This window comes from Aurantiacibacter arachoides, assembly GCF_009827335.1.
GTDB lineage: Bacteria > Pseudomonadota > Alphaproteobacteria > Sphingomonadales > Sphingomonadaceae > Alteraurantiacibacter > Alteraurantiacibacter arachoides.
Genome location: NZ_WTYH01000001.1, coordinates 1,780,897 through 1,806,831, shown reverse-complemented (window position 1 = coordinate 1,806,831; position 25,935 = coordinate 1,780,897). Strand labels below are relative to the sequence as shown.

Below are 25,935 nucleotides of genomic sequence, written 5' to 3'. Positions count from 1 at the left end.
TTACATAGCTAACACAGCGCATCCGTTCAAGCTTGATGCAGGCGCGCGCGATACGTAGGCCTGCCATCGCACCCTTTTCTCGTGAGGCCCGCCCCCATGTCCGACCTGTCGTTTCACGCCGCGCTTTCCCGCCGCGATGCCCTGCGCGGTGGTGCCGTGCTGGGAGCGGGGGCGCTGGTCGCCGCATCGCCGTTCGCCGCGCTGGCGCAGTCGGAGGCGGCGAACTGGCCTGCCGTCCAGCGCTTCGTCCGTTCTTTCGTGGATCAGCGCAAGGTGGCGGGCATGGTTGCCGCGCTGGGCTGGGGGCAGGCCGCGCCCGATTTCATTGCTGGCGGGGCGCGCACCTTTGGCGGGGCGGACGCGGTGGGTGCCGATACGTTGTGGCGCATCTATTCGATGACCAAGCCGATCACCGGCATGGCGACGATGATGTGCATCGATGACGGCTTGCTCGCGCTCGACCAGCCGCTTTACGAGATCCTGCCCGCATATCGCACGATGCGGGTGCAGAAGAGCTATGACGGGCCGATCACCGCCGACAATCTGGAGCCTGCCGCCCGCCCGATAACGATACGCCACCTGCTCACCCATACTTCCGGTCTGGGCTATCCGATCGTCCAGCAGGGGGCGATCCGGCAGGCCTTCGGGCAGCGCGGCCTCGTGCCGCTGGCGGTCAGCCGCATGGCGCTGGCGCGCGAATTCTTCGGTGGGGAAGCCCGCGGCACGCTTGAATCGTTTGCCGACGGGCTGGCCGAAATGCCGCTGGTCTATCAGCCCGGCACGCGCTGGAGCTATTCGATGGGGCTGGACCTGCTTGGCCGGGTGATCGAGATGGTCAGCGGACAGGCCTTTGATGCCTTTCTGCAGACCCGCCTGTTCGATCCGCTGGGCATGCGCTCCACCACGTTCCAGGTGCCGCGCGAGGATGCCGGCCGGCTGGCAGCGAACTATTTCGTGATGGCAGACTTGCCGCTGCCCGTCGATTTGCCGAACAGCTCAGTCTTCCTCGACCGTCCGGCCTTCCCGTTCGGCGGGGCCGGGCTGGTCTCCAGCGCGCGCGATTATGACCGCTTCCTGCAGATGCTCGCCGGTTTCGGAGAGATCGACGGGCGGCGGGTGATGAGCGAGGCGGCCGTGCGGCTCGGCACATCGAACCTGATGCCCGATACGCTGGCGAGCAACGGCGGGTTTGCCAGCGGCGGCCGCAGCTTCGGTTTCGGTGCGGGCGGGTTGTCCGGCACGGGCGAGGCGCAGGGCCTGTACGGCTGGTTCGGGGCGGCCGGCACGGCGGGGCTGGTCAACCTCGATCAGGGGCTGAGGCAGACGCTGATGACCCAATACATGCCAGCCGACAGTTACGATGCGCAGCAGCGTTTCCCGCTGATCGTGGCCGAGGATGCGGCGGCGCGGCGGGGAGCATAAGCAGCGGTGAGCGACAGGCGTATCGCCTTTACCGGCCATGGCATCGACCGGGCCGATCACATTCGTGCCGATCCCGCGCGTCTCACGAAATTGCGGAGCGATCCGGCGTCCCGCCTGCTGGTGATGGATGGCCTTGCCGCCGTGACGCAGGACGATGCCTTAACCTACGCCGTCCTGAAGAACGATGACGCGGAATGCGTTTTCCTGGGCCTGCGCAATGGCGCTGCGCTGTTCGCTGCCGTGCCGCAGGACGGCGATCCGCGTCCGGCCTACGAACAGCGTGTCGACCGGGCCGCGCTTGCCCGACTGCCCGCCGACCAGCTGGCGCTGTACGGCGGGGCACGGGCGCTTGTCGACTGGCACGCGCGGCACCGCTTTTGCGCTCGCTGCGGGGCGCCCACGGTGATCGCCAAGGGTGGTTGGCAACGCGATTGTCCGTCTTGCAATGCGCAACATTTCCCCCGCACCGATCCGGTCGTCATCATGCTGGTGCAGCATGACGATGCGCTGCTGCTGGGGCGCGGGCGAGGCTGGCCGGATCGCGCCTATTCCGCGCTCGCCGGCTTCGTCGAACCGGGCGAAAGCATGGAGGATGCGGTCGCGCGCGAGGTGCTGGAAGAGGTCGGCTTGCGGGTGGGCCAGGTGCGTTACGTTGCCAGCCAGCCTTGGCCGTTCCCCAGCCAGTTGATGATCGGCTGCCACGCCATGGCCGAAAGCCGCACGCTGACCGTGGATGAAGCCGAACTGGAAGACGCGCGCTGGTTCACCCGTGCCGATGTGCTCCACGCAATGGAGCCTGACGCGCAAGGCGCGGCCTTTGTCGCCCCGCCGCCCATCGCCATCGCCCGTTCCCTGTTGCAATGGTGGATGGAGGAACGCCCGTGACCGCGCTCGACATCGATATCTGGTCCGACGTCATGTGCCCGTGGTGCGCCGTGGGCTACGCCAACCTCTCCCGTGCGCTGGAGCAGGTGGGCGACGATGTCGATGCGACGATCCGCTGGATGCCGTTCGAACTCAATCCCGAGGCGCCGCCCGCCGGCAAGTCGCAGGCCGCACATATTGCCGAGGTCTACGGCCGCTCGCCTGGGGAACTGGCCGCCATGCGCCAGACAATGTCCGAAAAGGCTCGCGCCGCCGGCTTTCCGCTGGACTATACCGGCGGCGAGGATCCCCCTCCCGTGCCGATGATGTGGAACACGTTCGACGCGCACAAGCTGCTGCGCTGGGCGTTGGCGAGTGCGGGAGCGGCCATGCAGACACGGCTCAAGCTGGCGCTGTTCGCCGCGCATCTGCGTGAACGGCGCGATGTGTCCGATCATCAGGTTCTGGCCGATGTGGCTGCAAGCATAGGGCTTGATCGCGAAGAGGCACTGGCTGCGCTACTCGATCCCGCGCTGGGGGAGGCGATCCGTCATGAAGAAGCGCGGGCCAAGGCAAACGGCATTACCGCCGTCCCTACGTTCGTGATTGCCGGCAAATATGTGCTGCAGGGCAGCGCCGAACCCGCCCAATTCGCCCGTGCGCTGACCCAGATCGCAACTATGGAAGCGGCGGCCTGATCTTCATTCGCGCCGCTGACGGCGGAAACGGTCCCACCCGCTATCGGATGGGACCGCCTGTTCGTCAGGATTTACGAGTCGTTGCGTTCCGACTGGATCGCGGCGCGGGTTTTGGGCCCCTTCATTTCATCGTCGGCAGGATTGTCGCTGCCTACGACGGGTTCGCGATTGTCGGGATCGGTAGCGCGGTTCAATTCGCCCCGCGTGCCGACGTCCTTCGCAACATCACCGCCTGCGCGGCTCTGCTGCGACGGCGAAACGTCGGTCAGGTTGTCGATCAATTCCTTGTCAGAATGGGGGTCTTGCCGTTCGGGCATGTTACGTCTCCTTTGCCAATCAATGGACAAGAGGGTGCAGCCGTTCCGGATCGGTGCGCTTTATTCGGCCGACTGCCCCGCCGCCGCACCATCGACGTCCAGCCTGGCGACCACTTCGGTCTGCACCCGCTGCTGCAGCGCTTCATCGGCGGAGATAGCCTGCGCCACCGCCATGAACCGGTCCATGCCGAGCTCCGACGCGCCGATGACGGCCATCATCTGTCCGGCAAGTTCGTCCTCGCTGAGATCGCCCTGCTGCTCCAGTGCCTGGCCCTGCAACACGATGTCCACGAAGCCGGCGATTTCCACGTCGGTCACGCTGGCAGGGTCCGCCGGCGCGGGCACCTGCGGGGTGACTGCGATTGGCGCATCCTGCGCGGCAACGGGCGCCGAAACGGCAAGGGCGGCACAGGCTGCGAGGGTGGTGAGAAGCTTCACTGGTGGTCCTTCCGGCTGAGATGTCTTCCTGGCACTAGGCGGCCAAGGCTTTCGCGCGGGTGTATAGGTCAGATCAGGCCCAGTCGCGACAGCTTGCCTGCCAGTTTGCCGGGGATGACGTCGCCCGGATCCTCGCCGTCCTCCAGATCGCGCGGCGGCTCGCCCTTCAGATAGCGCCAGCCTTGGTGGGCCCGCTTGGGGCGGGGAAGGACTTTTATCAGGCGCGGCTCGATCACGATCCACCAGCGGCCGTCGTCCTGCTGCTCGTATCCGGTTATCCGGCTGCGGGCGACGAGGTTGTGCTCGTGGATCCAGAACAGCGATCCGCCGATCGTCTCTTCCCAGCGCGTAGGGCGATAGCGGGTGTTGACCCTGAAGCTGGCACGGTCGGCATACCAGTTCTCGATGTCGGCGAAGTTCTTGGCGCCAAAGGCGATCTTGGTCAGGTTGAGCGGCATGGACGGCCCTTCATGTAGGAAGGCAGCCGCGTGCCTCAAGACGACGGCAAGGTTTCAGGCGGTTACCAGGCCGCTCGCCACCGCCAGGCCGAGGAAGGCGAAAAAACCCATCGAATCGGTAATCATGGTCACGAAAACGCTGGAGGCGACCGCCGGGTCCTGGTCCATCCGCTCGAATGCGACCGGCACCAGCACGCCGGCCATGCCCGACACGATGATGTTCACGATCATGGCGGCGGCAATCACCATGCCGAGGGGTGGGGTGAACAGGAGGGAAACTGCGATCCCGATCAGCACCGCGATGGTGGCCCCGTTCATCAGCGCCACGCGCAGTTCGCGCCACAGGATGCGCCCGGTGTTCGACCGGGTCAGCTGGTTCATGGCGATGGCGCGCACGGTGACGGCCATGGTCTGCGTGCCCGCATTGCCACCGATGCTGGCGACGATGGGCATGAGGATGGCAAGCGCGACCAGTTGCTCGATAGCACTGCCGAAATAGGCGATGATGGCGCTTGCCACCACGGCCGTGCCGAGGTTGGCGATCAGCCAGCGCACCCGCGCGGAGTAGGCCTCGCGCAGCGGTTCGTTGATGTCGCCTTCGCCTGCACCGGACAGCAGCAGCGTGTCCTCGCTCGCCTCCTCCTGGATGATGTGGACGATATCGTCGACCGTCAACTGGCCGACCAGCCGCCCGTTCTCGTCCACCACGGCGGCGGAGATCAGGGCGTATTTCTGGAAGCGCAGCGCGACCTCTTCCTGGTCCATGTCGACCGGGATCAGCGTCTGGTCGCGCTTCATCACGTCGGTAATCGCGATGTCCCGCGGTGTGCGCAGGATCCAGCTGAGCTGGCACGAGCCGATCGGATGGAAGCGATGGTCGACGACGAAGATTTCCCAGAACTCGGTGATCAGGTCATCGTCGCGGCGGAGGTAGTCGATGAGGTCGCCGACGGTCATGTGCTCGGGCACGGCGACCAGCTCGCGCTGCATCAGGCGGCCGGCGGTCTCTTCCGGATAGGCGAGCGCGCTCTCGATGGCGGCGCGCTCTTCCGGTTCGACTTCGGCGAGGATGGCGCGCTGGTCCGCGTCGTCGAGATCCTCGATCAGCTGCACCGCATCATCGGTGTCCAGCTGTTCGACGATGCCAGCCACCGCCGAGGCGGACAGCGCCTCGACCATGTCCTCGCGCACGTAATCGTTCAGTTCGGCGATCACCTCGCCGCTCATCAGATCGGTGATAGCGTTCGCCAGCAGGCCGCGCTCGTGCCGTTCCAGCAGTTCGAAAAGGTCGGCGATGTCGGCGGGATGCAGCGGTTCGACCAGATCGTAGGTGCTGTCCTCGTTATCGTCGGACAGGCTTTCGCGCACGGCGCGCACGAATTCCGGCGTCAGCCGGTTCTCGTCATCGAACTGGTCGCCTTCGCCCTGGATCCTCTCCTCGGGCACGGGTTCGCCTTGGCGAAGGAGGAGATCGGTCTCGGCCATCGGTCACGCGTCTATGCCGATGGGGCGCAAAAGCAAGCGCGGCCGGGCTGCGGCGCGTGACTTTGCAGAGGCAGACCCTATATCGGCGGCCACCTATCCAAGGAGACACGATAATGGCCGACCAGACGCTCACCTTCACCCTCGATTGCGGAGACGGCAAAGGCGGCGACGTGGTGATCAAGCTGCGCCCAGACCTCGCGCCGAACCATGTCGCGCGCATCACCGAGCTGGCGAACGAGGGCTTCTACGACGGCGTGAAGTTCCACCGGGTGATCCCCGGCTTCATGGCCCAGGGCGGCGACCCGACCGGCACCGGCATGAGCGGCAGCGACAAGCCCGATCTTCGCCAAGAGTTCAGCGCGGAACCGCACGTGCGCGGCACCTGCTCGATGGCCCGCACGCAGGATCCGAACAGCGCCAACAGCCAGTTTTTCATCTGCTTCGACGACGCCTCGTTCCTCAACAAGCAGTACACCGTGTGGGGCCAGGTCGAGAGTGGCATGGAACACGTAGACGCATTGCCCAAGGGTGAGCCGCCGCGTGAGCCGGGCAAGATCGCCAAGGCGACCGTTTCCGAAGGCTAGGCTGCGCGCCTACCCTTCGCTGGGGGCGACGTTGCGCTGGTGGATGAGCCATTGGCCATCCACCCGCACGACGTCGTCCACCCCGCGGCCCACGGCGGCCACCCGCGGCACCGGCTCGACCCCCGCGCCGCCGCCGAACACCGTTTGCCAGTAATAATGCACGCGCGCATGGTCGGCATCGATGAAGGCGATCCGCTGGTTCGCCATGATGTGATACATGCCGGCGCCGGGCATTTCGCCGCGGGCAAAGGCACCCGCATTGCCTGCCTGTAACGACGCGATCATGCCGCGCAACGCCTCATGCCCGCGCACGCCGTTGAAGGCGCCATCGGGCGTAAAGACCGCGGCATAGGCATCGGCGTCCAGTGTGTCGGCCGCCCGTACGTAACGCCACATCAGGTCCTCTATCGCCGCACGGTCAGCCAGCGGATCGGCGGGCATGGCCGCGGCCTGCGCAGCGGGGGCGGGCGGCAGTGTTGCCGGGTCCCAGTGCTCGTCCGCCTTGCCGTCGACGAACCGCCAGGTGTCGAACCAGGTGGTGGTGTAACTTTGCGCCGGATCGTCGGCATAGGGCACGATGCGACGGGTCAGGATCGTGACGTAGTCGCCCTCCGCCATCACCGCGACCACCCCGTTCGGATCCTCCGCCGATAGCGAGGGGCACGGCGACAGCGGTTCACGCGGGGCGACCTGCGTGAAATAGTGGATCACGCCTTCCAGCCCGGACGCCGCGACGGGGTTGTGCTGAATGTAAGCGTCGGTCAGCCACTCGCCAGCGCGGCTCCACTCGTTGCATTTCAGCAGGTTGCGCTGAATATGGAGAGCCGCTTGCTTGTTGCGGTCGAGGACCGGATCGGCGCTGGTGAAGAGGCTTTCGGGATCGGGGTGCGGCACCACCGGGTCGCTCAATGCGCGCATCTGCGCGGCGGCGGGCGAGGCCATGGCCAGAGCGGCAACGGCGGCAAGCAGGGTGGCGGCGAACGTCATGGCAAGGTCCCCTCTCATTGACTTTGCCCGGTTGTGCCCGATTCGCTGCGCCTGCGCTAGAGCCCCGCTTGCACCAGCCAGTCGTGGAAGATGCGCACCGGCCGCACGTCCAGATCCCCCGGGCGGCAGATGAACCAGTAGGAATAGGGGCTGGCCACGGTCTGATCGTAAAGCGGGGCAAGCCGCGGATCCTTGTTCCGGCGCACGTGATCGTCGTGCATGATCGCGATGCCGATGCCCTGCGCCGCCGCCTCAAGGATCAGCTGCCCGGAATCGTAGTGATCGATGGCAGCGGGCTGCATCCGCGCCATGCCGAGCGCGGTCTTCCACGCCTCCAGGCTCTGCGGCATGTCGGTGTGGACGAGGAAGGTCTGCTTCGCCAGTTCGCGCGCGACCGGCTCTGCGCTCAGTTCATCCACCAGTTCGCGGCTGGCGATGGCGTGCAGCGTGTTGTGATCCAGCCGCACGCTGTAGAACGCGGGATCGGGCTCGATCACCAGGGCGATCGCGGCGTCGAGCGTGCCGCCCACGCGGTCCACCAGGTGCGGTCCGGTATCGATGTCCAGATGCAGGCGCGGATGGCTGCGGCGCAATTCGGCCAGGCGCGGGAACAGCCGCTGGGTGCCGAACAGCGGCATCACGCCGAGCCGGAGGCGCTGGAGCTGGAGGTTCTCGCTCTGCGATTCGACGGCCACGGTCAGCGCGTCGAGCTGCGGCGCGACGGCATTGTAGAAATGCCGCCCCTCGTCGGTCAGCTTCATCGTCTGCCCCTGGCGCGAGAACAGCTTGCGCCCGGTGAAGCCTTCCAGGTTGCTGATCCGGCGCGACAGGGCGGACGGGCTGAGCCCCAATTCCGCCGCTGCCGATCGCGCCGAGCCCAGGCGCACGGTATGCATGAAGGCTTCGAGAGCCCGGAGAGGTGGCAGGCGGCGCATGGCAGCAATGTCGAGAGGAAGGGCGGCCGTGTCGAGCGCAAATCGCGCCCGTCCGGACCTTTTTTGGCCTAGCCGTCGTCGCTGCCTTCTACCGGATCGGGTTCGGGGGCGTGCAGGCGCAGGCGGGTGACGTGGGTCTCGTCCCCTTCGAGCACCTCCACCTTCCAGCCGCTCGGATGGTCAAGCACGGTGCCCGGCTGCGGCACGCCTTCGGCCAGCACGAAGGCAAGGCCGCCCAGCGTGTCGACCGGTTCGGCGATCTCGGCGAGCTTGGGATCACCGACCTTTTCGGCCACGTCGTCCAGTTCGGCCCGGGCATCGGCGTCCCACACGCCATCGCTGACCTCGATCAGTTGCTCGACCGGGTCGTCGTCGTGCTCGTCCTCGATCTCGCCGACGATCTCCTCGACCAAATCCTCGATGGTGATGATGCCGTCGGTGCCGGAAAACTCGTCCACCACGATGGCGAGGTGGGTCTTCTTCGCGCGCATGTCCGCCAGCACGTCCAGCGCGCCCCGCGCCTGCGGCACGTAGAGCGGCTGGCGCATCAGCACCGTCCAGTCGTCCGGCGGCGGACCGTCGCCGGCGATGATGGCGAACACATCCTTGATGTGCATCATGCCGATCACCTCGTCGAGCTCGTCCCGATAGACGGGCATGCGCGAATGGCCGTGCTCGGCAAAGGTGGCGACCAGTTCGGCCCAGCTGCACGACGAATCGAGCGCCACGATCTGGCCGCGCGGGATGGCCACGTCGTCGGCGTCGTGCTCGCTGAAATGCAGCAGGTTCTTGAGCATGAGAACTTCGGCCGGCGACAGGTCGTTTCCGCCTGTCCGCTCATCGCCATTGCGCGCGGCCTCGCCCTGATGTTCGTCGATGGCTTCCTCGAGCTGCGCGCGCAGCGAGGTGTCGGGCTCTTCCGGGAACAGGCCGCGAATCGCATTCCACAACCCGCCGCCCGAAGATGAGCCCCTGTCGCTACTGTCCGCGTCTCCCGCCAGGGATCCGTCCGCTTTGTCGGTGTCGGGCATCGCCCTGTCGCTAGTCCTTATGCTGCGTCGATGGCGGTATATGGGTTGGCAATGCCCATGAGTGCAAGCGCCTTTGCTTCCAGCGCCTCCATTGCGTCGGCGTCGGCATCGGACAGTTCGTGATCGTAACCGGCCAGATGCAGCAGGCCATGGACGACCAGGTGCGCGGCATGGTCTTCCAGTGCTATCGCCTTGGCAGCCGCTTCACGGGCACAGGTCTCGTGTGCAAGGGCAGCATCACCCAGCATTTCCGGCGGCCCGTCCGGGGCCAGATGAACGAGATCGGGGCGCTCGAGCATGGGAAAGCTGAGCACGTTGGTCGGCTTGTCCTTGCCGCGCCAGTCACGATTGAGCGCCTGAAGCTCCGCATCGGTGGTGAACAGCAGGCTGGCGAGCAGGCGGGGATTGCCGAGTTCGGGCGCGACCTCTGCTGCGGCGGCGGCGGCACGATGCGCCAGATCGGCCCAGTCGCCGTCCGGCCAGCCCTCGATGTCGATCTCGATCTCCACCGGCTAGGGCTTCGCGTCCTCGCCTTCGTAGGCCTCGACGATGCGGCCAACGATCGGATGGCGCACCACGTCGGCCACGGTGAAGCGGGTAACGCCGATGCCATCGACGCCTTCCAGCCGGTCGACGGCATCGGCCAGCCCGCTCATCCGGTCGCCGCCGGGAATGTCGACCTGGCGCGGGTCGCCGCACACCACCATGCGGCTGTTCTGGCCGAATCGGGTGAGGAACATCTTCATCTGCTCGCGTGTGGTATTCTGCGCCTCGTCGAGGATGACGAAGGCATCGGCCAGCGTCCGCCCGCGCATGAACGCGATAGGGGCAATCTCGATCTCTCCGCTGGCAAGGCGGCGTTCCACCTGTTCGGGCGGCATGGTATCATACAGCGCGTCATAGAGCGGGCGCAGGTAGGGATCGACCTTGTCCTTCATGTCGCCGGGCAGGAAGCCCAGCTTCTCACCCGCTTCGACCGCCGGACGGCTGAGGATCAGGCGCTGGACGCTCCCGGTGATGAGCTGGCTGACGGCCTGCGCCACGGCGAGATAGGTCTTGCCCGTGCCCGCCGGGCCGAGCGCGAAGATCACGTCCTCCTTGGCCAGCAGACGCATGTATTCGCCCTGCATCACGCTGCGCGGAGAGATGGTCTTCTTGCGGGTGCGGATCATGATCGGCGGCAGCTTCGCGTCGCCGGTGATGATGCCGTCGAGGTGCGGCTCGTCCGACATGTTGATCAGCGCGTCGATGGCCCCGGCGTCCAGTTCCTCGCCGGTCAGCAGCTTCTCGTGCATCTTGACCAGCACGTCGCGTGCGCGGGCGACTTCGTCCGGCAGGCCTTCGATCATTACGCGGTTGCCCCGCGCGGCGATGAACACGCCGAGGCGGTTTTCCATCTGCACCAGGTTCGCATCGAACTGGCCGAACAGCGTGCCGAGCAGCGCTTCGTCATCAAAGACGATTTCCGTGCGGGAGCGGCCGGTGGCCGCGAAGGGGCCGACGTCATCGGCAAAGGGGGCGGCGGGTGCGCCGGCGCGGTGTGTCTTGCGGGCCAATCGATTCCTTTCTCTGGTCAGGCAAAGATGGCTATCGCTGCCCCCGATGACAAGCGAGCGTCGGCTACGGCGCGGTGGACAATTGCCCGGCCAAAATCATCGATGATCCGTGTGCGCGAGTATCGTTGCGATTGCATCGCCTCTTCCGCGGCGGATCATCGACGGCCTTGCGACAAGCGAGCTGCAGCAGGGGCAAGGGCCGGACCCTTCTCTTGTCAGGCCGCGATGCGAACTGCGCGAAGGGAGTTGGGGCCAGCCTCTGCCAGTTCCACGCGGACCATGTCGCCGATCGCCGCCCCTTGCGGTTCATCGGCTTCAAAGAACACCGATTGCAGCCAGGGCGACTTGCCGAGCCACTGGCCAGGCAGCTTGCCGCGGCGTTCCACCAGAACATCGCATGTCCTGCCGACGCTCGCCTGGTTAAAAGCCAGCTGATCGCGGTTCAGGGCCGATTGCAGACGGGCGAGCCGCTCTTCCATCACCTCTCGCGGAACCTGGCCATCCATGCTGGCCGCAGGCGTTCCGGGGCGGGGCGAGTACTTGAAGCTGAAGGCGGCGGCGTAGCCAACGGCATCCACCAGCGCGAGCGTCTCCGCGAACTCGGCCTCGGTCTCACCGGGAAAGCCGACGATGAAATCGCCGCTGAGCGCAATATCGGGCCGGACCGCGCGGAACCGCTCGAGCAGGCGCAGGTAGCCTTCTGCCGTGTGGCTGCGGTTCATTGCTTTCAGCACGCGGTCACTGCCGCTTTGCACCGGCAGGTGGAGGTAGGGCATTAGCTGGTCCACCTCGCCATGCGCAGCGATCAACGCGTCGGTGATGTCGTTGGGGTGGCTGGTGGTGTAGCGGATGCGCTGCAAATCCGGCAGCCTGGCGATTGCCCTGATCAGGCCATCGAGGCCCGCCGCGTGGCCTGCAGCATTCGTGCCGCTCCATGCGTTCACGTTCTGGCCGAGCAGGGTGATCTCACGCGCGCCGGCGTCTACCAGCCTCTGGGCTTCGGCCACCAGGTCGTTGAACGGCCGCGATATTTCCGCGCCGCGGGTATAGGGCACCACGCAATAGGTGCAGAACTTGTCGCACCCTTCCTGCACCGTCAGAAACGCCGTGGGATTGACCTTGCGACGGGCGGGGAGCGCGGCGAACTTGGCGTTGTTTTCCGGCATGTCCGTGTCGGTGCTGCGTTCGCCCCGGGCGGCGCGAGCCACCATGTCGGGCAGGCGGTGAAAGGCCTGCGGGCCCACCACCATGCCCACCGCCGGACTGCGCGCCATGATCTCCTCGCCCTCCGCCTGTGCCACGCAGCCGGCGACGGCGATCATCGGCTGGCGCCCCGACTGGCGCCCGGCCTTCACCAGCCGGCCGATGTCGGAATAGACCTTTTCGGTCGCCTTTTCGCGGATGTGGCAGGTGTTGAGGACGACGAGGTCGGCCTCTTCGCCTTCGGGCGCCAAGGCAATGCCTTGCGCTTCGAGCAGTTCGCCCATGCGTTCGCCGTCGTAGACGTTCATCTGGCAGCCGAAGCTCTTGACCCTGTAGGTCTTCGGGGGGGCAATATCTGTCATGGAGCGCGCGCCCTAGGCGTTTTGGACAGGCAAATCCAGCTTGGCGGCGACCGCACCCTGGGCGGCGGCGGTCATGGTCTTGCGATTGCGCAGCGCCTGATCCGCCAGCACCGGCAGGAAATGCACAGTCAGGTCGAGCCGGCCTTGGCGAGCGAGAATGCGCTTCACGTTCTGCATCCCCGGTTCGTCCCCCCACCACGACACGTCGTGGGCGTCGGCATAGGCAAGCGCGAAGGGCTGGATCGGCAGCTCGCCGGCCAGCGGCTCCACCGCCGAGAGCAGCGAGGAGCGAAATGGCAGCAAGGCACGCCCGTCATCCGTGGTGCCTTCGGGAAAGATCACCAGCGGCCGCCCGCCAAGCGCCTCGCGCACCTGCGCCACCTGTTCGCCGATCGACCCGCGCACGTCGCGGGTGATGAACAACGTGCGGTTCTGATCGCACAGCCATTTGAGGCCGCCGTGCCCGGCAAGGCCGGCGTGGGCGACGAACCGTGCCCGTGCCGCCCCGGCAAGACCGAGGATGTCGAGCCAGCTCTGGTGATTGCCCACCAGCAGCGCGCCCCTGGCCGGCATCCCCGTGGTATGCAGCCGCAGCCCGGCGATGCGACCGACGCCGTGAAGAAAGAATGGCGGGACGAGATCGCGCAGGCCCAGCAGCTTGAGCACAACGTGCGTCGGCACCACCACGGCGGCAAACAACGCGATCGCCGCCGCGCGGGCATAGAAGCGCAGCGTCTGGGACGGGGTGAGCGCGGGCGCTTTCCCCTGGGCGGCCCGCGCGGGGGTCAGCGGCATGACCTCAAGGTTTCTTTTCCTCGCGATCGAGTCGAACCGCGTAAAGCTCCATCCGGTGATCGACCAGCCGGTAGCCCAGCCGCTCGGCAATGACCTTTTGCAGCGCCTCCAGTTCCGGATCGACGAATTCCACGACCTTGCCCGTCTCGACGTCGATCAGGTGATCGTGGTGCGCCTCGGGTGCGGCCTCGTAGCGGGCGCGACCATCACCGAAATCGTGGCGGTCGAGGATGCCCGCCTCCTCGAACAGGCGCACCGTGCGATAGACGGTCGCGATGGAGATCTTGGGATCAATCGCCGATGCGCGCTCGTGCACCTTTTCCACGTCGGGGTGATCGCTGCTTTCCGAAAGGACCTTCGCGATGACCCGGCGCTGGTCGGTGATGCGCAATCCGCGTTCGGCGCAGAGTGCTTCGAGGTCGATGGTCTGCTGCAAGATCGGATCCGCCCAAAAATGAAAACGCCCGGCAGACATAGGGTCCCCGGGCGTTTCACTCAAGTTCGCCTGCGCGAAGTCCTGTGCAGGGGCGTTACGCCTCCTTCTTGGGACGACCGACCGGCTTCTTGGCAACAGGGGCAGCAGCCTTCCTCGCCACCTTTTCGCCGGGCTTGCGGCCAAGGCCGATCTTCTTGGCAAGATCGCGGCGCTTGTCGGCATAGTCGGGGGCGACCATCGGATAATCCGACGGCAGGCTCCAGCGTGCGCGGTATTCGTCAGGCGTCATGCCGTGATCGGTCATCAGGTGACGCTTGAGCATCTTCATCTTCTTGCCGTCTTCCAGGCAGACGATGTGATCCTTCTTGACCGACGCGCGGACGGATACGGCCGGTTCGGGGCGTTCCTCTTCGACGGGCGCCTGGTTGCCAAGTGCATCAAGCGCGCCATAGACGTTGTGGATCAGCGCGGGCAGGGCATCGGAATCGACATTGTTGTTGGCGACATGCGCCGTGACAATGTCCGCCGTCAGCGTGATCAGCATCTCGTTGATGCCGGTTTCGGTGTGCTCCATCTTCTTCCTTTTGCGACCTTGGTTAATTTGCCGACTGTTTGCCGTGCAGGGGGGGGTATTGAGCCTTAACATCCGAAACGGTCGCAATTCAAGGCAATCGCTGAGATTAAGGGCAGACCCTTTGGCAAAGGGCACCCCATTATTTTTCGCGGCAAGTAATCAAGCCAAGGTTTTTGCAAAAGTAATTGCATCAATCGGACCCTGCTGCGCCCGTTGATAATAATTGCGGCGCAGACCGATCTGTTCGAAGCCGTGGCGCCGATAGAGCCGTTCGGCGGGGTTTCCGGCGCGCATTTCCAGGAAAGCCCGCCGCGCTCCGCGATCACGGGCCTCATCGAGGAACTGCTGCATCAGGGCTGCGCCAACGCCGCATCCGCGCGCGGCGGGGTGGACGGCGATCAGAAGCAGTTCCTCCTCGTCTGCCGCGCTTCGCGACAGGACGAAACCGGCACCCTCGTCGGCAAGGATGTAATGCGAACTGGGAAAGACCAGCGAATCCGCGATCTGCCGCCGGGTCCAGGCCTCGGCGTAGGCCGGGTCGAAGGCGGCCTCCATCACCACCATGATCGCGTCGAGATCGTCGGTCATGGCTTTGCCGCCGGCAGTCGCGCATCGGGGCCGCGACCGTAGAGCGGGGCGAGATCGCTGCGCCAGTGGACAGGGGCCAGCATCAGCGCCTGGCGCGCATCGGGGGACACGGGCAGCGCCTCGCGCGCGGCACCGCCGGGCAGCGCTGCCAGCGCGGGCGCCCGGTTGCCCGCGACCAACCGATGCTGCGCCGCGCGGTCCGCATCTTCGGGCAGGAGCGACTGGACCTGGTCGGTGGCAATCCCGGTGGCGTCGAAGTTCTGCATGAACCACTGGCCGTGGCCGCCCTCCATTACCACCGTCACCGCTTCGCCGGGGCGATCCCCCTGTGCCATGGCCGCCACCAGTGCCAGGGTGGGATAGCCCAGAACCTCGGCCCCCCAGGCAAGGCCCAGCGCGCGCGCGGCGGCAAGGCCGATGCGCACGCCGGTAAAACTGCCCGGGCCCAGCGAGACCAGCACGCGGTCTGCACGCCCGCGCTCGGGCAAGTCAGCGATCATCGGCACCAGCCGTTCCGCATGGCCACGGCGCATCGGCTCGCAAAAGCCGGCGATCATGGCATTGCCATCGAACAGCGCAACCGAGCAGGCCTCCGTCGCGCAATCAATTGCCAGTGTCTTCACGCGTGCCATCCCATGGGAAGGCCCCTTAGCGATCAGAGCAGTTTATTGAAGGTGTCGAATTCCGGTCGCGGGCTGCGATCGAAGATGGTCGAGCGGTCACCATAGCCAATGGAGCACAGCCAGTCGGCCCGGTAACGCGGCTGGTCGGCGAAGAATTCCTTCGTCGTCGCGTCCTGATCGAAGCCCGACATCGGCCCGCAATCGAGGCCCAGCGCGCGCGCCGCCAGCATCAGGTAAGCGCCTTGCAGGACCGAATTGCGGAAGGCGCTTTCCTTGCGCGCATCGGCATCGCCTGCGAACCAGCTCTTGGCGTCGGTATGCGGGAACAGCCAGGGAAGCTGCTCGTGAAAATCGAGATCGTAGCCGATGATGACGCACACCGGCGCGTCGAGGATCTTCTGACGATTGCCCTCGCTGGCGTGGCTGGCCAGCCGTTCGCGGGAATCCTGCGACTTGCACCACACGAAGCGGCCCGGCTGCTGGTTGGCAGAGGTCGGCCCCATCTTCAGCAGTTCGTAGATTGCGTGGATCTGTTCGTCGCTGACGTCCTTGTCGAGCCAGCCGTTGTAGCTGCGCGCTTCGCGGAACAGCAGGTCGAGGGCTTCGTCGGATAGGGTATTCGTCATGCTGCGCGCACTTCCTTCACTTCGGGGACGTAATGCTTGAGAAGGCCTTCGATGCCATGCTTCAACGTGGCGGTCGAGCTTGGACAACCCGAACACGCGCCCTGCATGGCGAGGTAGACCACACCGTCACGAAAGCCGCGATAGCGGATGTCGCCACCGTCGTTGGCAACCGCGGGCCGCACCCTGGTTTCGATCAGTTCCTCGATCTGGGCGACCACGTCCTCCGTGCCCGCGTCATTGCCGATGTCGGCATCTTCGGGCGGCACGGCGATGCCGTTACCCATGCCGGTATCGGCGAACAGCGGTGCCTGCGAAACGAAATGATCCAGCAGCACGGCCACCACCTGCGGCTTGAGATCCGCCCAGGCGACTCCCGGCGCGGCGGTGACGGAGATGAAATCGCCGCCGAAGAAAACGCCCGTTACCTCTCCGGTGTCGAACAGCGCCTGCGCCAGGGGGCTGGCCTCCGCCTCTTCCGGGCTGGCGAAATCGCGGGTGCCGGCCTGCATTACTTGCTGTCCGGGCAGGAACTTGAGCGTGGCCGGATTGGGGGTGGTTTCGGTCTCTATGAACATGGGTGGCGATGTAGGGGTGGCGGCGGGACGGGGCAAGGGCGGGGTGGGTCAAGAGAAACTCGTCTTGCCACAAGCAATCGTGCGCACCATTCACCAGACCTTCATTCCTGGCCCGACAGTTGAGACACCATGACATTCATTGCGCGCGCTGCCGGCGCTTTTCTCCCCCTCGTCCTCCTTCTGCCGCTGCCCGCCATCGCGCAGGAAAGTTGCTTCGTCCAGGCGAGCGCTGCGGACCAGCCGCAGTATGCCCGTCCCGACGATCCGTGGATCTATCGCGGGACGGACATTCCGGAAGACGAGAACTGGCTGTTCGGCGAATTGCCCACTGGCCTGCGCTATGCCGTGCGCCAGAACGACGTGCCACCGTGCCAGATGTCCTTGCGCGTCCGCATCGATGCGGGGTCGCTGCATGAGAACGATGCCGAGCGTGGCTATGCCCACCTGCTGGAACACATGGTATTCCGTGAAAGCAGCACCTTTGGCCCGGGGGAGGCGATCCCGCATTTCCAGCGGCTGGGGGCAAGCTTCGGCTTTGACACCAATGCCACCACCAGTCCCACGGCGACCACCTTCAAGCTCGACCTGCCGAACGCCAATCGTACCACCATGGACGACAGCGTGCGCCGCTTTGCCGGCATGGTCGCCGCGCCTACCCTGTCGAGCGCCAACCTTGCGGCCGATCTGCCGATCGTGCTGGCCGAGCGGCGCGAGAGCGCGGGCGCCCAGCGGCGCGTGGCCGACCAGACCACCGCCACGTTCTTCGCCGGACAGCGGCTTGCCGAACGCAGCCCCATCGGCACGGCAGAGGCACTGGAGGCAGCGACGCAGGAAAGCGTGCGCGCGTTCCATCGTCGCTGGTATCGCCCGGAAAACGCCGTGGTGGTGCTGGTCGGCGATGCCGATCCGCAGGTGCTCGCCGCCATGGTGGAACGCCACTTTGCCGACTGGCGCGGCGAAGGGCCGCTGACCCCGGCGCCCGATTTTGGTGACCCCCAGGCTCCCGCCGGCGCCGATGGCGAGAACCCGGTTGGCGAGCTCACCGTCATCGTCGAGCCCGGGCAACCGCGCGGGCTGACCTACGCGATCATGCGCCCCTGGGTGGAGGTCGTCGACAACCTCGAATACAACCGCCAGAACCTGCTGGGCTCGGTCGCCACGGCGGTGGTGAACCGGCGGCTGGAGAACCGCGCGCGGGCTGGCGGATCGTATCTTTTCGCCGGCGTTCAGCGGGACAAGATCAGCCGCAGCGTGGATGGCACCTTCGTCACCTTTGCGCCGCTGACCGAGGATTGGGAAGCCGCGCTCGTCGACGTGCGCGGGGTGATCGCCGATGCGCTCGCCAGCCCGCCTTCGCAGGCCGAGATCGACCAGGCGGTGGCCAGCTTCGACGTGGCCTTCGTCGACAGCGTCGAACAGTCGCGCATCCAGGCGGGATCGCTGCTGGCGGACGACATCACCAACGCCGTCGATATCCGCGAGGCGGTCGCCAGCCCCGAGACCTTCCTCGAGGTGTTTCGCTCCATCGCACCGCGCTTTACCCCAGAACAGGTGCAGGACGCCACGCGCGAACTGTTCCAGGGCGAGGTGATCCGCGGCGTGATGATGGTGCCCGCTCCCGGCGAAGTGACCGAGGCCGAACTGCGCACCGCGCTGTCCGCCCCCGTCGTCGCCAGCGATGACGCGCGTGACAATACGGCGGCGGTGAACTTTGCCGATCTGCCCGCTATCGGCGAGCCTGCCGCACCCACCGCCGTCCAGCCGCTGGGCGTTCTCGGGGCCGAACGCCTGACCTTTGCCAACGGCGTGCGGGCCCTGATCCTGGGCCGCGACAACGAGCCTGGCCGCGTGACCGTGCGCGTCCGTTTCGGCGACGGCATGGCGGGCGTTGCGGCGGACGAAGGCGTCTATGCCGAACTGGGCGAACTGGCGCTGGTCAATTCGGGCATCGGCCCGCTGGGGCAGAACGATCTCGACCGGCTGGCAGCGGATCTGAAGGTCGGCTTCGATTTCGATATCGGCGAAGGTGCCTTTACCTTCCAGGGCCTGACCCGGCAGGAAGACCTGGAGGAACAGCTCTACCTTTTCGCCGCCAAGCTGGCGATGCCCAGCTGGGATCCTGCGCCGTTCGAACGCGCAAGGGCTTCGGCGCTGATTGCCTACGAAAGCTATGGCCGTGATCCCAACGGCGTGCTCAATCGCGATCTCGAATGGCTGCTGCACGACCGCGATCCGCGCTATGCCACAGCCGATGCAGCCACCCTGCGCGCCGCCACGCCCGAGCAGTTCCGCGCGGTGTGGGAACGGCTGCTGGCGCAAGGCCCGGTTGAGGTCGACGTGTTCGGTGATATCGACCGGCAGGCGACGATCGATGCGCTATCCCGCACCTTTGGCGCGCTGGCTGACCGCACCCCCGTAACGGCCGTGGCAGCCCCTGACGCCGGTTTTCCGGCGGGCGGCCCCGATGCCACCACGTTGACGCACAGCGGCGACCCGGATCAGGCAGCGGCGCTGATCGCCTGGCCGCTGGGCGGCGGCTCGGAAGGTATCGTGCAGAGCCGCAAGCTCGACCTGCTGGCGCAGGTGTTCTCGAACCGGTTGCTGGATGGCCTGCGCGAGCGGGCGGGCGCGGCCTACACGCCGTTCGCGACGTCCAGCTGGCCGCTCGACCGCCCGGATGGGGGCTACCTCTTTGCCCTCGTGCAGATCGAACCGTCGCTGCTTCCCGCCTTCTTCGACGAAGCGGAGGAGATCGCCAGCGACCTCGCCACCAACGGCCCGACGGCGGACGAGCTGGAGCGGGTGATCGAACCTGCGCGGCAATACCTGCTGCGCGCGCAGACCGGCCATACCTTCTGGCTCAACCAGTTGCAGGGCGCCGCCTTCGACACCAACCGCCTGGTCTACCTGCCGTCGATCTTCCGCGATGTGGACGAGGCGACCCCGGCTGAACTGCAGGCGCTTGCCCAAAGATACCTGTCCGCGCGGCCGGGCTGGCGCTTGCAGGTGGTGCCCGCTGCGGCATCCACTGCGGCGCCGGCCGCTGCGGCGGCTGGCCGCTAAGGCGCCGACGCAAAGGTATCGCAAGTAACCTTTGCGGTGCGCTGGGCCGCTCTATAGGGACGGGGCTTCCCCGCATCGCTGACCGAACGCGCCCCGGCGGGGAGGGCGCCTTTTTCGATTGGCGAGAGACGTGGCATACGACTGGACACCCGAAAGCTGGCAGACCGATCGCTTCACCGCGAAGCATCTGCCCGCCTACGAGGACGCGGCGGCTCTTGCCGAGGCAACAGATACCCTCGCCGGGTTTCCGCCGCTGGTGTTTGCGGGAGAAGCGCGTCGCCTGAAGGCCGAACTGGCGCAGGTTGCCGCCGGCAAGGCCTTCCTGCTGCAAGGCGGCGACTGCGCCGAGAGCTTCGCCGAATTCAGCCCCAACAACATCCGGGATACCTTCCGCGTCATCCTGCAGATGGCCGCCGTGCTCACCTTTGCCAGCAAGATGCCGGTGGTGAAGCTGGGGCGCATGGCTGGCCAGTTCGCCAAGCCGCGCAGTTCCGACACGGAGACGCAGGGCGACGTGACGCTGCCGAGCTATTTCGGCGACAACGTCAACGGCATCGAATTCCATCCCGACGTTCGCCGCAACGATCCGCAACGCATGGTGCGCGCCTATTCGCAGGCGGCGGCCACGCTCAACCTGCTGCGCGCCTTTGCGGGCGGCGGCTATGCCAACCTGCGCGAGGTTCAGCGCTGGACACTCGATTTCATGGGCCGCAGCCCGTGGGCCGACAAGTATCACGACATCGCCAGCCGCATCGGTGAGGCGCTGGACTTCATGGAAGCCTGCGGCGTCGATATCGAGGGCGATCCGCACCTCAAGGCGACGAGTTTCTATACCAGCCACGAGGCGCTGCTGCTGCCCTACGAGCAGGCGATGACGCGGCAGGATTCGATGACGGGCGACTGGGTCGATACCTCCGCCCACTTCCTGTGGATTGGCGACCGCACCCGGTTCGAAGGCAGCGCGCATGTCGAATTCCTGCGCGGCGTGCTGAACCCCATCGGCATCAAGTGCGGGCCAAGCCTGGCGCCCGATGTGCTGCTGGGCCTGCTCGATACGCTGAACCCGGCGCGCGAGGCGGGGCGCATCACCCTCATCAGCCGCTTCGGCGCGGACAAGGTGGAGGCCGGCCTGCCGCCGCTGGTCCGCGCCATCGCGCGCGAGGGGCACGAGGTGGTGTGGAGCTGCGATCCCATGCACGGCAACGTCGTCAAGGCCGACAGCGGCTACAAGACGCGGCCATTCGAGCGGATCCTGGCAGAGGTGCGCGGGTTCTTCGCCGTCCACCGGGCGGAGGGCACCCATGCGGGCGGCATCCACCTGGAGATGACCGGGCAGGACGTGACCGAATGCACCGGCGGCGCGGTGGCTATCACCGATGCCGGGCTGAACGATCGCTATCACACGCATTGCGATCCGCGCCTGAACGCCGCGCAGTCATTGGAACTGGCGTTCCTGCTGGCCGAGATGCTCAACCTGGAACTGGCCGCAGGCGCGCCCGGCGTGCGACCCGGTCCGGTGGCTAACACAGGTTAGGTGACGAAAAGCCGGGGTTTGCCTGGGAAACCAATTGCTCCATGCTGGCGTTGACACGACATTGCTGACGACAGGAGAGGGCCGTGGCCCAGGCGAGCACGCGCCCTCACATAGATCCGCCCACCGATCTCGCGCACCGGTTTCGCGCCGCGCGCGCTCTGACCGAAAGCCTGCTGGCGCCGCTCAGCGAGGCTGACGTCACGATCCAGTCGATGGACGACGCATCGCCGGCCAAGTGGCACGCGGCGCACACGACGTGGTTCTGGGAAACCTTCCTGCTGCGCGATCACATCCCCGCGTATCGCCTGCATGACGAACGCTGGCCGTTCGTATTCAATTCCTATTACGAAGCCGAGGGTGAACGTATTGCGCGTGGCAAGCGCGGGCTGATTACCCGCCCGACGCTGGCCGAGGTGCTGGACTGGCGAGCGCACGTGAACGCGGCGATGGAGCCGCTATTGGATGATCCGCGCGTGGCCGATCTCGTCGCGCTTGGCATCGCCCATGAAGAACAGCACATCGAACTGCTGCTGACGGACATCAAGCATGGCCTGTTCCAGAACCCGCTCGGCCCGGCCATGTGGGAGGCGGGCAACCGCGTTGCCCCCGCGCAGCAGGACGGCTGGATAAGCCATCCGGGCGGGATCGCCCGCGTCGGTCACCAGGCGGCTGGGTTCGCCTTTGACAACGAGGGGCCCGTTCATCGCGTGCTGCTCGAACCCTTCGCCCTGTCGCGGCGGCTGGTGACGAACGGCGAATGGGACCAGTTCATTGCCGAGGGTGGTTATACGGATCATCGCCTGTGGTTGTCCGATGCCTGGGCCTGGGTGCAACGCCGCACCATTGCCGCCCCGCTTTACTGGCGCGATGGCGAACAGTTCACCCATGCCGGCTGGCAGCAGCGCGATCCCGACGCGCCGGTGTGCCACATTTCCTATTACGAGGCCGATGCCTTTGCCACCTGGGCAGGCGCACGGTTGCCCGGCGAGTTCGAGTGGGAGGCCGCGGCCCGCGGGCAGGATATGCCGGGCTTTGATGCCGAGGCAGGTAACCAGCTCGATACCGCCGCGCCGCCGCTGCCGGTGGGCACGGGCGAGCTGTTCGGCGACGTTTGGCAATTCACCCGCTCCGCCTATTTGCCCTACCCGCGCTTCCGCCCGGTGGAGGGCGCGGTGGGCGAATACAATGGCAAGTTCATGGCCGGACAGTGGGTGCTGAAAGGCGCCAGCTGTGCCACCGTGCGCGGCCATTCCCGGCCAAGCTACCGCAATTTCTTCTACCCCCAGCAACGCTGGCAGTTCACCGGCCTGCGGCTGGCAAAGGATATCTGATGGCAGACGCCGAGGGAATTCGCCTTGTCGATCTCGACGAGGATGGCGTCGACCGCGCCTTTCGTGCCGACGTGCTGAACGGCCTGGCAGAGCCGCAAAAGGCCATTCCTGCGCGCTGGTTCTATGACGATCGCGGGTCCGAGCTGTTCGAGGACATTACCCGGGTCGAGGAATATTATCCCACCCGCTCGGAGACGGAAATCCTGCGGTCCCGCGGTGAGGACTTTGCACAGATGGTCGGGCCCGGCCGGGCCGTGGTGGAATTCGGCTCCGGCTCGTCGGTCAAGACGCCGCTGCTGCTTTCCGCCATCGATCCCGGCGCCTATGTCCCGCTGGATATCGCCGGCGATTTCCTGCGCGCCGCCGCCGCCGATCTTGCCGGCAAGTTCGCCGGCCTGCCGGTCTATCCGGTTGAGGCGGATTTTACCCGCCGCGTCGAGCTTCCCGCCGAGGTTGGCGACATGCCCAAGCTGGGCTTCTTCCCCGGCTCCACCATCGGCAACATGGTCCCGCGCACGGCGGTGGACCTGCTGCGCAACATGCGCGCCACGCTGGGCGACGGCTCGCTGCTGCTGATCGGCATGGATCTCATCAAGGATCGCTCGATCCTGGAAGCGGCCTATGATGATGCCGCCGGGGTGACCGCGGCGTTCAACTGCAACCTGCTGACCCGAATCAACCGCGAACTTGGCGGCACGATCCCCATCGACGCCTTCCGTCACGAAGCTCGCTGGGTGGATATATACGCGCGGGTGGAAATGCATCTCGTCGCCACGCGGGACGTGTCGTTCGATGTCGCCGGGCGATCATTCATGATGGGCAGCGGCGAGACCATCCACACAGAAAACAGCCACAAGTTCACCAGGCGCAGCGCCAATACGCTGCTGCTTGCCGGGCACTGGACACCGGTGAAACGGTGGACCGATGCGGACAAGCGCTTCTCGCTGGTTCTCGCGCGCGCCACCATCCCGCGCAGCGCCCCCTGACTGCATTCAGACGCAGCCGGTTCATCGCAATGCGCGATTCTCTCGCTATATAGCCAGGATGGATTTCGCCCCCGTCTTCGACCAGCTGGCCCACTCGATCCGCGGGATTCCCCAGTCGGACCTGTTGCTGGCAGCCATGGTGGCCATGTTGCTGGGCCTGCTGGGATCGCTGATGATCCGCCGCGTGCCGTTTGTCGGGCGGTTGATGCGCGTTGCCAGCACACTGATGCTCGTAGGCGTGCTGCTGCTGGTGGTTCTGCAACTGTCCCGCCTCGACCCGCGCTTCGATCTGGCGGTGCCCGAGTTCGGCTTGCCCGAGCAGGTCGTGGAGGGCGGCGAGACCCGCGTGCCGCTGTCCCGCGACGGGCATTTCTGGCTGGAGGCGGAGATCAACGGCCAGCGTGCTGCTTTCATGGTGGATACCGGCGCAACGCTGACCGCGATTTCCCAGTCCACCGCCGACATGGCCGGGCTGGATGCGCGGGACGGCGGGCTGCCCATCCGCCTGCAGACGGCCAATGGAGCCGTATCGGCCTCTCTCACCACCATCGACGAACTGCGCTTCGGCAACGTCGCTGCGCGCGGGCTGGATGCAGTCATCGCGCCTGGTCTTGGCGATACCAACGTCATCGGCATGAACCTGCTGAGCCGCCTCGCCAGCGTGCGGATCGAGCAGGGCGAACTGATCCTGACACCCAACAACCCGCAGCCGCCGCTGGAGAGTGCCGAATGAGCTGAGGCGCGCAGGGGCGGTGCGCTAGTCCTCCTTCGGTTTTTGATGCACCAGCTCCGCCTCGTGTCCCTGCGGGCTCACGAACTTGGCTATGACGAGACCCGGCGCCACCTCGGTCGCGGGCAATTCCACGCTCGCCCCTGCGGCAACCGCGCGCGAAAGCGAGGCTTCCACGTCGTGCGTCACGAAGCCTACGGGACCGTGACCGGTGCCCATGGTAATGGCCAGCGGCCCTTTCCATTCCACCAGCATCAGGTGCAGCTGGTCCTCGCCTGGCAGCGACAGGATATTTTCGAGGAAGGTGTCCTCGTCGTAGGTATCGACGATCTTGAACCCCATCGCGGCCTGCCAGAAGGCCAGCGCCGGCGCCATGCTGGGCACGTTGAGTTTCACGAAGGCGAGGCGAAGGGCATGATCGGGACTGTTTCGGGCCATGTCCGCCGGTCTATCCCACCACGCCGCTTTTGCAATTGTGCGCGTTTGGGGGCAGGGGCGCGATGATGCTGCGGCGCCTGTTGACCAATACCGGATGGATGATCGGCGCGCGGGGCGTGAACGCGGTGCTGAGCATGGTCTATCTCGCCATCGCCACCCGCGAACTGGGGCCCGAACGGTTCGGCCTGTTCGTGATCGCCTTCACCTTTGCGCAGATCGTGGCGGGTTTCTGCAGTTTTCAGACCTGGCAGGCGATCATCCGGTTCGGGCAGGACGAAGAAGGCCGCCGCACCGTGACCGGCTTCGCCATCGCACTGGACCTGGCGGCCGTGACGGCAGGGATCGTCATCGCAGCTTTCGTGCTGCTGTTCTTCGGCCAGGCGGTGCTGCTGCCCGAAAAGATGCTGTTGCCGACCTTTTTCTTCACCGTGGCCTCGCTGCTGGCGATCCGTTCCACGCCTACCGGGCTGCTGCGGCTGCACGATCGGTATGACCGCGCGGCCTATGCTGACGCCACGACCAGCATCGTGCGCGCCACGGGCGCAGGCATCGCGGTGTTTCTGCACCCCACCATTCAGAGCTTCCTGATCGTGTGGGGCGCTGCCGAGATTGCCACTGCCGCGATGTACTGGTGGCTGGCTGCCCGGACCGAGCCGATCCACCTGTCGCGCATCAGCCTGACCCGGCTGCCGCGTGAACAGCCCGATGCCTGGGGCTTCGTCTGGGGCACCAGCCTTACCGCCTCGCTCGCCATCGCCAGCCGGCAGTTGCTGGTGTTGCTGGTGGGCGTGTTCGGCGGCCCGGCGCTGGCGGGCATTTACCGCGTCGCCTCGCAACTGGGTGAGGGGCTGCTCAAGCTGTCGCAGGCCCTGCTGCGCGCGGTCTATCCCGAACTCGTGCGCAATCCCGACACGGCAAAGATCCTGGTCGGCAAGATCACCCGCATCGCCATTGGCACCGGCGTGATCGTGGTCCTGCTCGGCCTGGTGCTGGGCGAGTGGCTGATCATGGCCGTGGCCGGGCGCGAATTCGTCGGCGCGACGATCCCCATGATCGTGCTGGCGGGCGCGGCCTCCGTCGAACTGGTGGGCGCCAGCCTGGAGGCTTTGCTGGTGGCGCGCGGACGGGCGATCTCCAACTTCGTGACCCGCGCCATCCCGCTGACGGTGGGCCTCGCCAGTTTGCCGTGGCTGCTTGAATGGTTCGGTGTGGTCGGCGCCGCACTCGTCGTGCTGGGCACCAGCATCGTTACCGTGACAAGCCTTGCCATCCTGACGCGACGGCTGCGGGCCTGAA

General features: G+C 66.2%; 28 protein-coding genes. 10 read left to right on the top strand and 18 right to left on the bottom strand.

Translation table 11 applies throughout. The features are described from left to right. The first annotated feature begins 96 nt into the window (after nt 1–96). The 3 genes from GRI62_RS08875 to GRI62_RS08865 are packed head-to-tail and all read left to right on the top strand — an operon-like array spanning nt 97 to nt 2,984. Nucleotides 97–1,422 (top strand): serine hydrolase domain-containing protein, encoded by a 1,326-nt coding sequence (locus tag GRI62_RS08875; RefSeq protein WP_131452969.1) that lies wholly within the window; start codon nt 97–99, stop codon nt 1,420–1,422. Nucleotides 1,423–1,428: 6 nt separating this feature from the next. After that, nucleotides 1,429–2,307, top strand: coding sequence for an NAD(+) diphosphatase (gene nudC / locus GRI62_RS08870; protein WP_131452968.1), 879 nt, complete (start codon nt 1,429–1,431; stop codon nt 2,305–2,307). After that, entirely contained in the window at nt 2,304–2,984 is a 681-nt protein-coding gene (locus GRI62_RS08865; RefSeq protein WP_234032715.1) for a DsbA family oxidoreductase, read from the top strand. Before nudC ends, GRI62_RS08865 begins: the two co-directional genes overlap by 4 nt. A 71-nt stretch (nt 2,985–3,055) precedes the next feature. Here GRI62_RS08865 and GRI62_RS08860 read toward each other — a convergent pair whose 3' ends face one another. From GRI62_RS08860 to mgtE, 4 genes are all read right to left on the bottom strand, one after another. After that, nucleotides 3,056–3,301: a hypothetical protein gene (locus GRI62_RS08860; RefSeq protein ID WP_131452966.1), complete on the bottom strand. Its 246-nt coding sequence runs from the start codon at nt 3,299–3,301 to the stop codon at nt 3,056–3,058. A 60-nt stretch (nt 3,302–3,361) separates the two neighbouring features. Further along, nucleotides 3,362–3,739: a hypothetical protein gene (locus GRI62_RS08855; protein WP_131452965.1), complete on the bottom strand. Its 378-nt coding sequence runs from the start codon at nt 3,737–3,739 to the stop codon at nt 3,362–3,364. 68 nt (nt 3,740–3,807) lie between these two features. Next, nucleotides 3,808–4,197 (bottom strand): DUF1489 family protein, encoded by a 390-nt coding sequence (locus GRI62_RS08850; RefSeq protein WP_131452964.1) that lies wholly within the window; start codon nt 4,195–4,197, stop codon nt 3,808–3,810. 54 nt (nt 4,198–4,251) lie between these two features. After that, the gene (mgtE, locus tag GRI62_RS08845; protein WP_131452963.1) at nt 4,252–5,682 is read right to left on the bottom strand and encodes a magnesium transporter; all 1,431 of its coding nucleotides are present in this window, start codon (nt 5,680–5,682) and stop codon (nt 4,252–4,254) included. 113 nt (nt 5,683–5,795) lie between these two features. Between mgtE and GRI62_RS08840 the strand changes: the two genes are divergently transcribed. Then, complete coding sequence (locus tag GRI62_RS08840) at nt 5,796–6,266, top strand: peptidylprolyl isomerase (protein WP_131452962.1); 471 nt, start codon at nt 5,796–5,798, stop codon at nt 6,264–6,266. A gap of 9 nt (nt 6,267–6,275) precedes the next feature. Here GRI62_RS08840 and GRI62_RS08835 read toward each other — a convergent pair whose 3' ends face one another. From GRI62_RS08835 to GRI62_RS08775, 13 genes are all read right to left on the bottom strand, one after another. Further along, complete coding sequence (locus GRI62_RS08835) at nt 6,276–7,253, bottom strand: nuclear transport factor 2 family protein (protein WP_131452961.1); 978 nt, start codon at nt 7,251–7,253, stop codon at nt 6,276–6,278. 56 nt (nt 7,254–7,309) lie between these two features. Then, entirely contained in the window at nt 7,310–8,188 is an 879-nt protein-coding gene (locus GRI62_RS08830; protein WP_131452960.1) for a LysR family transcriptional regulator, read from the bottom strand. Between the two features lie 68 nt (nt 8,189–8,256). Then, nucleotides 8,257–9,219 (bottom strand): hemolysin family protein, encoded by a 963-nt coding sequence (locus GRI62_RS08825; RefSeq protein ID WP_131452959.1) that lies wholly within the window; start codon nt 9,217–9,219, stop codon nt 8,257–8,259. A 17-nt stretch (nt 9,220–9,236) separates the two neighbouring features. Beyond that, nucleotides 9,237–9,728 carry an rRNA maturation RNase YbeY gene (gene ybeY, locus GRI62_RS08820; RefSeq protein WP_131452958.1) on the bottom strand — a complete coding sequence of 164 codons (492 nt, stop codon included), beginning with the start codon at nt 9,726–9,728 and terminating at the stop codon, nt 9,237–9,239. 3 nt (nt 9,729–9,731) lie between these two features. Beyond that, nucleotides 9,732–10,775, bottom strand: coding sequence for a PhoH family protein (locus GRI62_RS08815; protein WP_131452957.1), 1,044 nt, complete (start codon nt 10,773–10,775; stop codon nt 9,732–9,734). 215 nt (nt 10,776–10,990) lie between these two features. Next, nucleotides 10,991–12,340 (bottom strand): tRNA (N6-isopentenyl adenosine(37)-C2)-methylthiotransferase MiaB, encoded by a 1,350-nt coding sequence (miaB, locus tag GRI62_RS08810; protein ID WP_131452956.1) that lies wholly within the window; start codon nt 12,338–12,340, stop codon nt 10,991–10,993. 12 nt (nt 12,341–12,352) lie between these two features. Then, nucleotides 12,353–13,135 (bottom strand): lysophospholipid acyltransferase family protein, encoded by a 783-nt coding sequence (locus tag GRI62_RS08805; RefSeq protein ID WP_131452955.1) that lies wholly within the window; start codon nt 13,133–13,135, stop codon nt 12,353–12,355. Between the two features lie 4 nt (nt 13,136–13,139). Next, nucleotides 13,140–13,571 (bottom strand): Fur family transcriptional regulator, encoded by a 432-nt coding sequence (locus tag GRI62_RS08800; RefSeq protein ID WP_131452954.1) that lies wholly within the window; start codon nt 13,569–13,571, stop codon nt 13,140–13,142. 94 nt (nt 13,572–13,665) lie between these two features. Then, entirely contained in the window at nt 13,666–14,145 is a 480-nt protein-coding gene (locus tag GRI62_RS08795) for a Ros/MucR family transcriptional regulator (protein WP_131452953.1), read from the bottom strand. 159 nt (nt 14,146–14,304) lie between these two features. After that, on the bottom strand, nt 14,305–14,733 hold the full coding sequence (gene rimI, locus GRI62_RS08790; RefSeq protein ID WP_131452952.1) for a ribosomal protein S18-alanine N-acetyltransferase: 429 nt from the start codon (nt 14,731–14,733) through the stop codon (nt 14,305–14,307). Then, the gene (tsaB, locus tag GRI62_RS08785) at nt 14,730–15,365 is read right to left on the bottom strand and encodes a tRNA (adenosine(37)-N6)-threonylcarbamoyltransferase complex dimerization subunit type 1 TsaB (protein ID WP_199799917.1); all 636 of its coding nucleotides are present in this window, start codon (nt 15,363–15,365) and stop codon (nt 14,730–14,732) included. The genes rimI and tsaB overlap by 4 nt, the downstream gene beginning before the upstream one ends. Nucleotides 15,366–15,388: 23 nt before the next feature. Further along, nucleotides 15,389–15,982 (bottom strand): malonic semialdehyde reductase, encoded by a 594-nt coding sequence (locus GRI62_RS08780; protein ID WP_131452950.1) that lies wholly within the window; start codon nt 15,980–15,982, stop codon nt 15,389–15,391. Beyond that, nucleotides 15,979–16,557 (bottom strand): NifU family protein, encoded by a 579-nt coding sequence (locus GRI62_RS08775; protein ID WP_131452949.1) that lies wholly within the window; start codon nt 16,555–16,557, stop codon nt 15,979–15,981. Before GRI62_RS08775 ends, GRI62_RS08780 begins: the two co-directional genes overlap by 4 nt. Nucleotides 16,558–16,686: 129 nt before the next feature. Here GRI62_RS08775 and GRI62_RS08770 point away from each other — a divergent pair, with 129 nt between their 5' ends. From GRI62_RS08770 to GRI62_RS08750, 5 genes are all read left to right on the top strand, one after another. Then, nucleotides 16,687–19,620, top strand: a complete 2,934-nt coding sequence (locus GRI62_RS08770) for a M16 family metallopeptidase (RefSeq protein ID WP_131452948.1) — start codon at nt 16,687–16,689, stop codon at nt 19,618–19,620. A 130-nt stretch (nt 19,621–19,750) separates the two neighbouring features. Next, nucleotides 19,751–21,154, top strand: coding sequence for a class II 3-deoxy-7-phosphoheptulonate synthase (locus GRI62_RS08765; protein ID WP_131452947.1), 1,404 nt, complete (start codon nt 19,751–19,753; stop codon nt 21,152–21,154). Nucleotides 21,155–21,237: 83 nt separating this feature from the next. Beyond that, nucleotides 21,238–22,485 carry an ergothioneine biosynthesis protein EgtB gene (gene egtB / locus GRI62_RS08760; protein WP_131452946.1) on the top strand — a complete coding sequence of 416 codons (1,248 nt, stop codon included), beginning with the start codon at nt 21,238–21,240 and terminating at the stop codon, nt 22,483–22,485. Further along, a complete protein-coding gene (gene egtD / locus GRI62_RS08755) occupies nt 22,485–23,471 on the top strand; it encodes an L-histidine N(alpha)-methyltransferase (RefSeq protein WP_131452945.1) in 987 nt (328 codons plus the stop codon). The genes egtB and egtD overlap by 1 nt, the downstream gene beginning before the upstream one ends. A 58-nt stretch (nt 23,472–23,529) precedes the next feature. After that, nucleotides 23,530–24,204: a retropepsin-like aspartic protease family protein gene (locus tag GRI62_RS08750; protein WP_131452944.1), complete on the top strand. Its 675-nt coding sequence runs from the start codon at nt 23,530–23,532 to the stop codon at nt 24,202–24,204. Between the two features lie 24 nt (nt 24,205–24,228). Here the strand turns inward: GRI62_RS08750 and GRI62_RS08745 are convergent, their stop codons facing one another. Next, nucleotides 24,229–24,639, bottom strand: coding sequence for a VOC family protein (locus GRI62_RS08745; protein WP_131452943.1), 411 nt, complete (start codon nt 24,637–24,639; stop codon nt 24,229–24,231). A 62-nt stretch (nt 24,640–24,701) separates the two neighbouring features. Here GRI62_RS08745 and GRI62_RS08740 point away from each other — a divergent pair, with 62 nt between their 5' ends. Beyond that, complete coding sequence (locus GRI62_RS08740) at nt 24,702–25,934, top strand: lipopolysaccharide biosynthesis protein (RefSeq protein WP_131452942.1); 1,233 nt, start codon at nt 24,702–24,704, stop codon at nt 25,932–25,934. Nucleotide 25,935 lies beyond the last annotated feature (1 nt).

What these genes read in the sequence shown, in the direction of transcription:
- GRI62_RS08745 (WP_131452943.1), bottom strand. Translation starts at nt 24,639, where the DNA reads ATGGCCCGAAACAGTCCCGATCATGCCCTTCGCCTCGCCTTCGTGAAA.
- mgtE (WP_131452963.1), bottom strand. Translation starts at nt 5,682, where the DNA reads ATGGCCGAGACCGATCTCCTCCTTCGCCAAGGCGAACCCGTGCCCGAG.
- rimI (WP_131452952.1), bottom strand. Translation starts at nt 14,733, where the DNA reads ATGACCGACGATCTCGACGCGATCATGGTGGTGATGGAGGCCGCCTTC.
- GRI62_RS08840 (WP_131452962.1), top strand. Translation starts at nt 5,796, where the DNA reads ATGGCCGACCAGACGCTCACCTTCACCCTCGATTGCGGAGACGGCAAA.
- tsaB (WP_199799917.1), bottom strand. Translation starts at nt 15,365, where the DNA reads ATGGCACGCGTGAAGACACTGGCAATTGATTGCGCGACGGAGGCCTGC.
- GRI62_RS08775 (WP_131452949.1), bottom strand. Translation starts at nt 16,557, where the DNA reads ATGTTCATAGAGACCGAAACCACCCCCAATCCGGCCACGCTCAAGTTC.
- egtD (WP_131452945.1), top strand. Translation starts at nt 22,485, where the DNA reads ATGGCAGACGCCGAGGGAATTCGCCTTGTCGATCTCGACGAGGATGGC.
- GRI62_RS08770 (WP_131452948.1), top strand. Translation starts at nt 16,687, where the DNA reads ATGACATTCATTGCGCGCGCTGCCGGCGCTTTTCTCCCCCTCGTCCTC.
- GRI62_RS08805 (WP_131452955.1), bottom strand. Translation starts at nt 13,135, where the DNA reads ATGCCGCTGACCCCCGCGCGGGCCGCCCAGGGGAAAGCGCCCGCGCTC.
- GRI62_RS08835 (WP_131452961.1), bottom strand. Translation starts at nt 7,253, where the DNA reads ATGACGTTCGCCGCCACCCTGCTTGCCGCCGTTGCCGCTCTGGCCATG.
- GRI62_RS08750 (WP_131452944.1), top strand. Translation starts at nt 23,530, where the DNA reads ATGGATTTCGCCCCCGTCTTCGACCAGCTGGCCCACTCGATCCGCGGG.
- GRI62_RS08795 (WP_131452953.1), bottom strand. Translation starts at nt 14,145, where the DNA reads ATGGAGCACACCGAAACCGGCATCAACGAGATGCTGATCACGCTGACG.
- GRI62_RS08825 (WP_131452959.1), bottom strand. Translation starts at nt 9,219, where the DNA reads ATGCCCGACACCGACAAAGCGGACGGATCCCTGGCGGGAGACGCGGAC.
- GRI62_RS08860 (WP_131452966.1), bottom strand. Translation starts at nt 3,301, where the DNA reads ATGCCCGAACGGCAAGACCCCCATTCTGACAAGGAATTGATCGACAAC.
- GRI62_RS08740 (WP_131452942.1), top strand. Translation starts at nt 24,702, where the DNA reads ATGATGCTGCGGCGCCTGTTGACCAATACCGGATGGATGATCGGCGCG.
- GRI62_RS08850 (WP_131452964.1), bottom strand. Translation starts at nt 4,197, where the DNA reads ATGCCGCTCAACCTGACCAAGATCGCCTTTGGCGCCAAGAACTTCGCC.
- miaB (WP_131452956.1), bottom strand. Translation starts at nt 12,340, where the DNA reads ATGACAGATATTGCCCCCCCGAAGACCTACAGGGTCAAGAGCTTCGGC.
- GRI62_RS08830 (WP_131452960.1), bottom strand. Translation starts at nt 8,188, where the DNA reads ATGCGCCGCCTGCCACCTCTCCGGGCTCTCGAAGCCTTCATGCATACC.
- GRI62_RS08780 (WP_131452950.1), bottom strand. Translation starts at nt 15,982, where the DNA reads ATGACGAATACCCTATCCGACGAAGCCCTCGACCTGCTGTTCCGCGAA.
- GRI62_RS08875 (WP_131452969.1), top strand. Translation starts at nt 97, where the DNA reads ATGTCCGACCTGTCGTTTCACGCCGCGCTTTCCCGCCGCGATGCCCTG.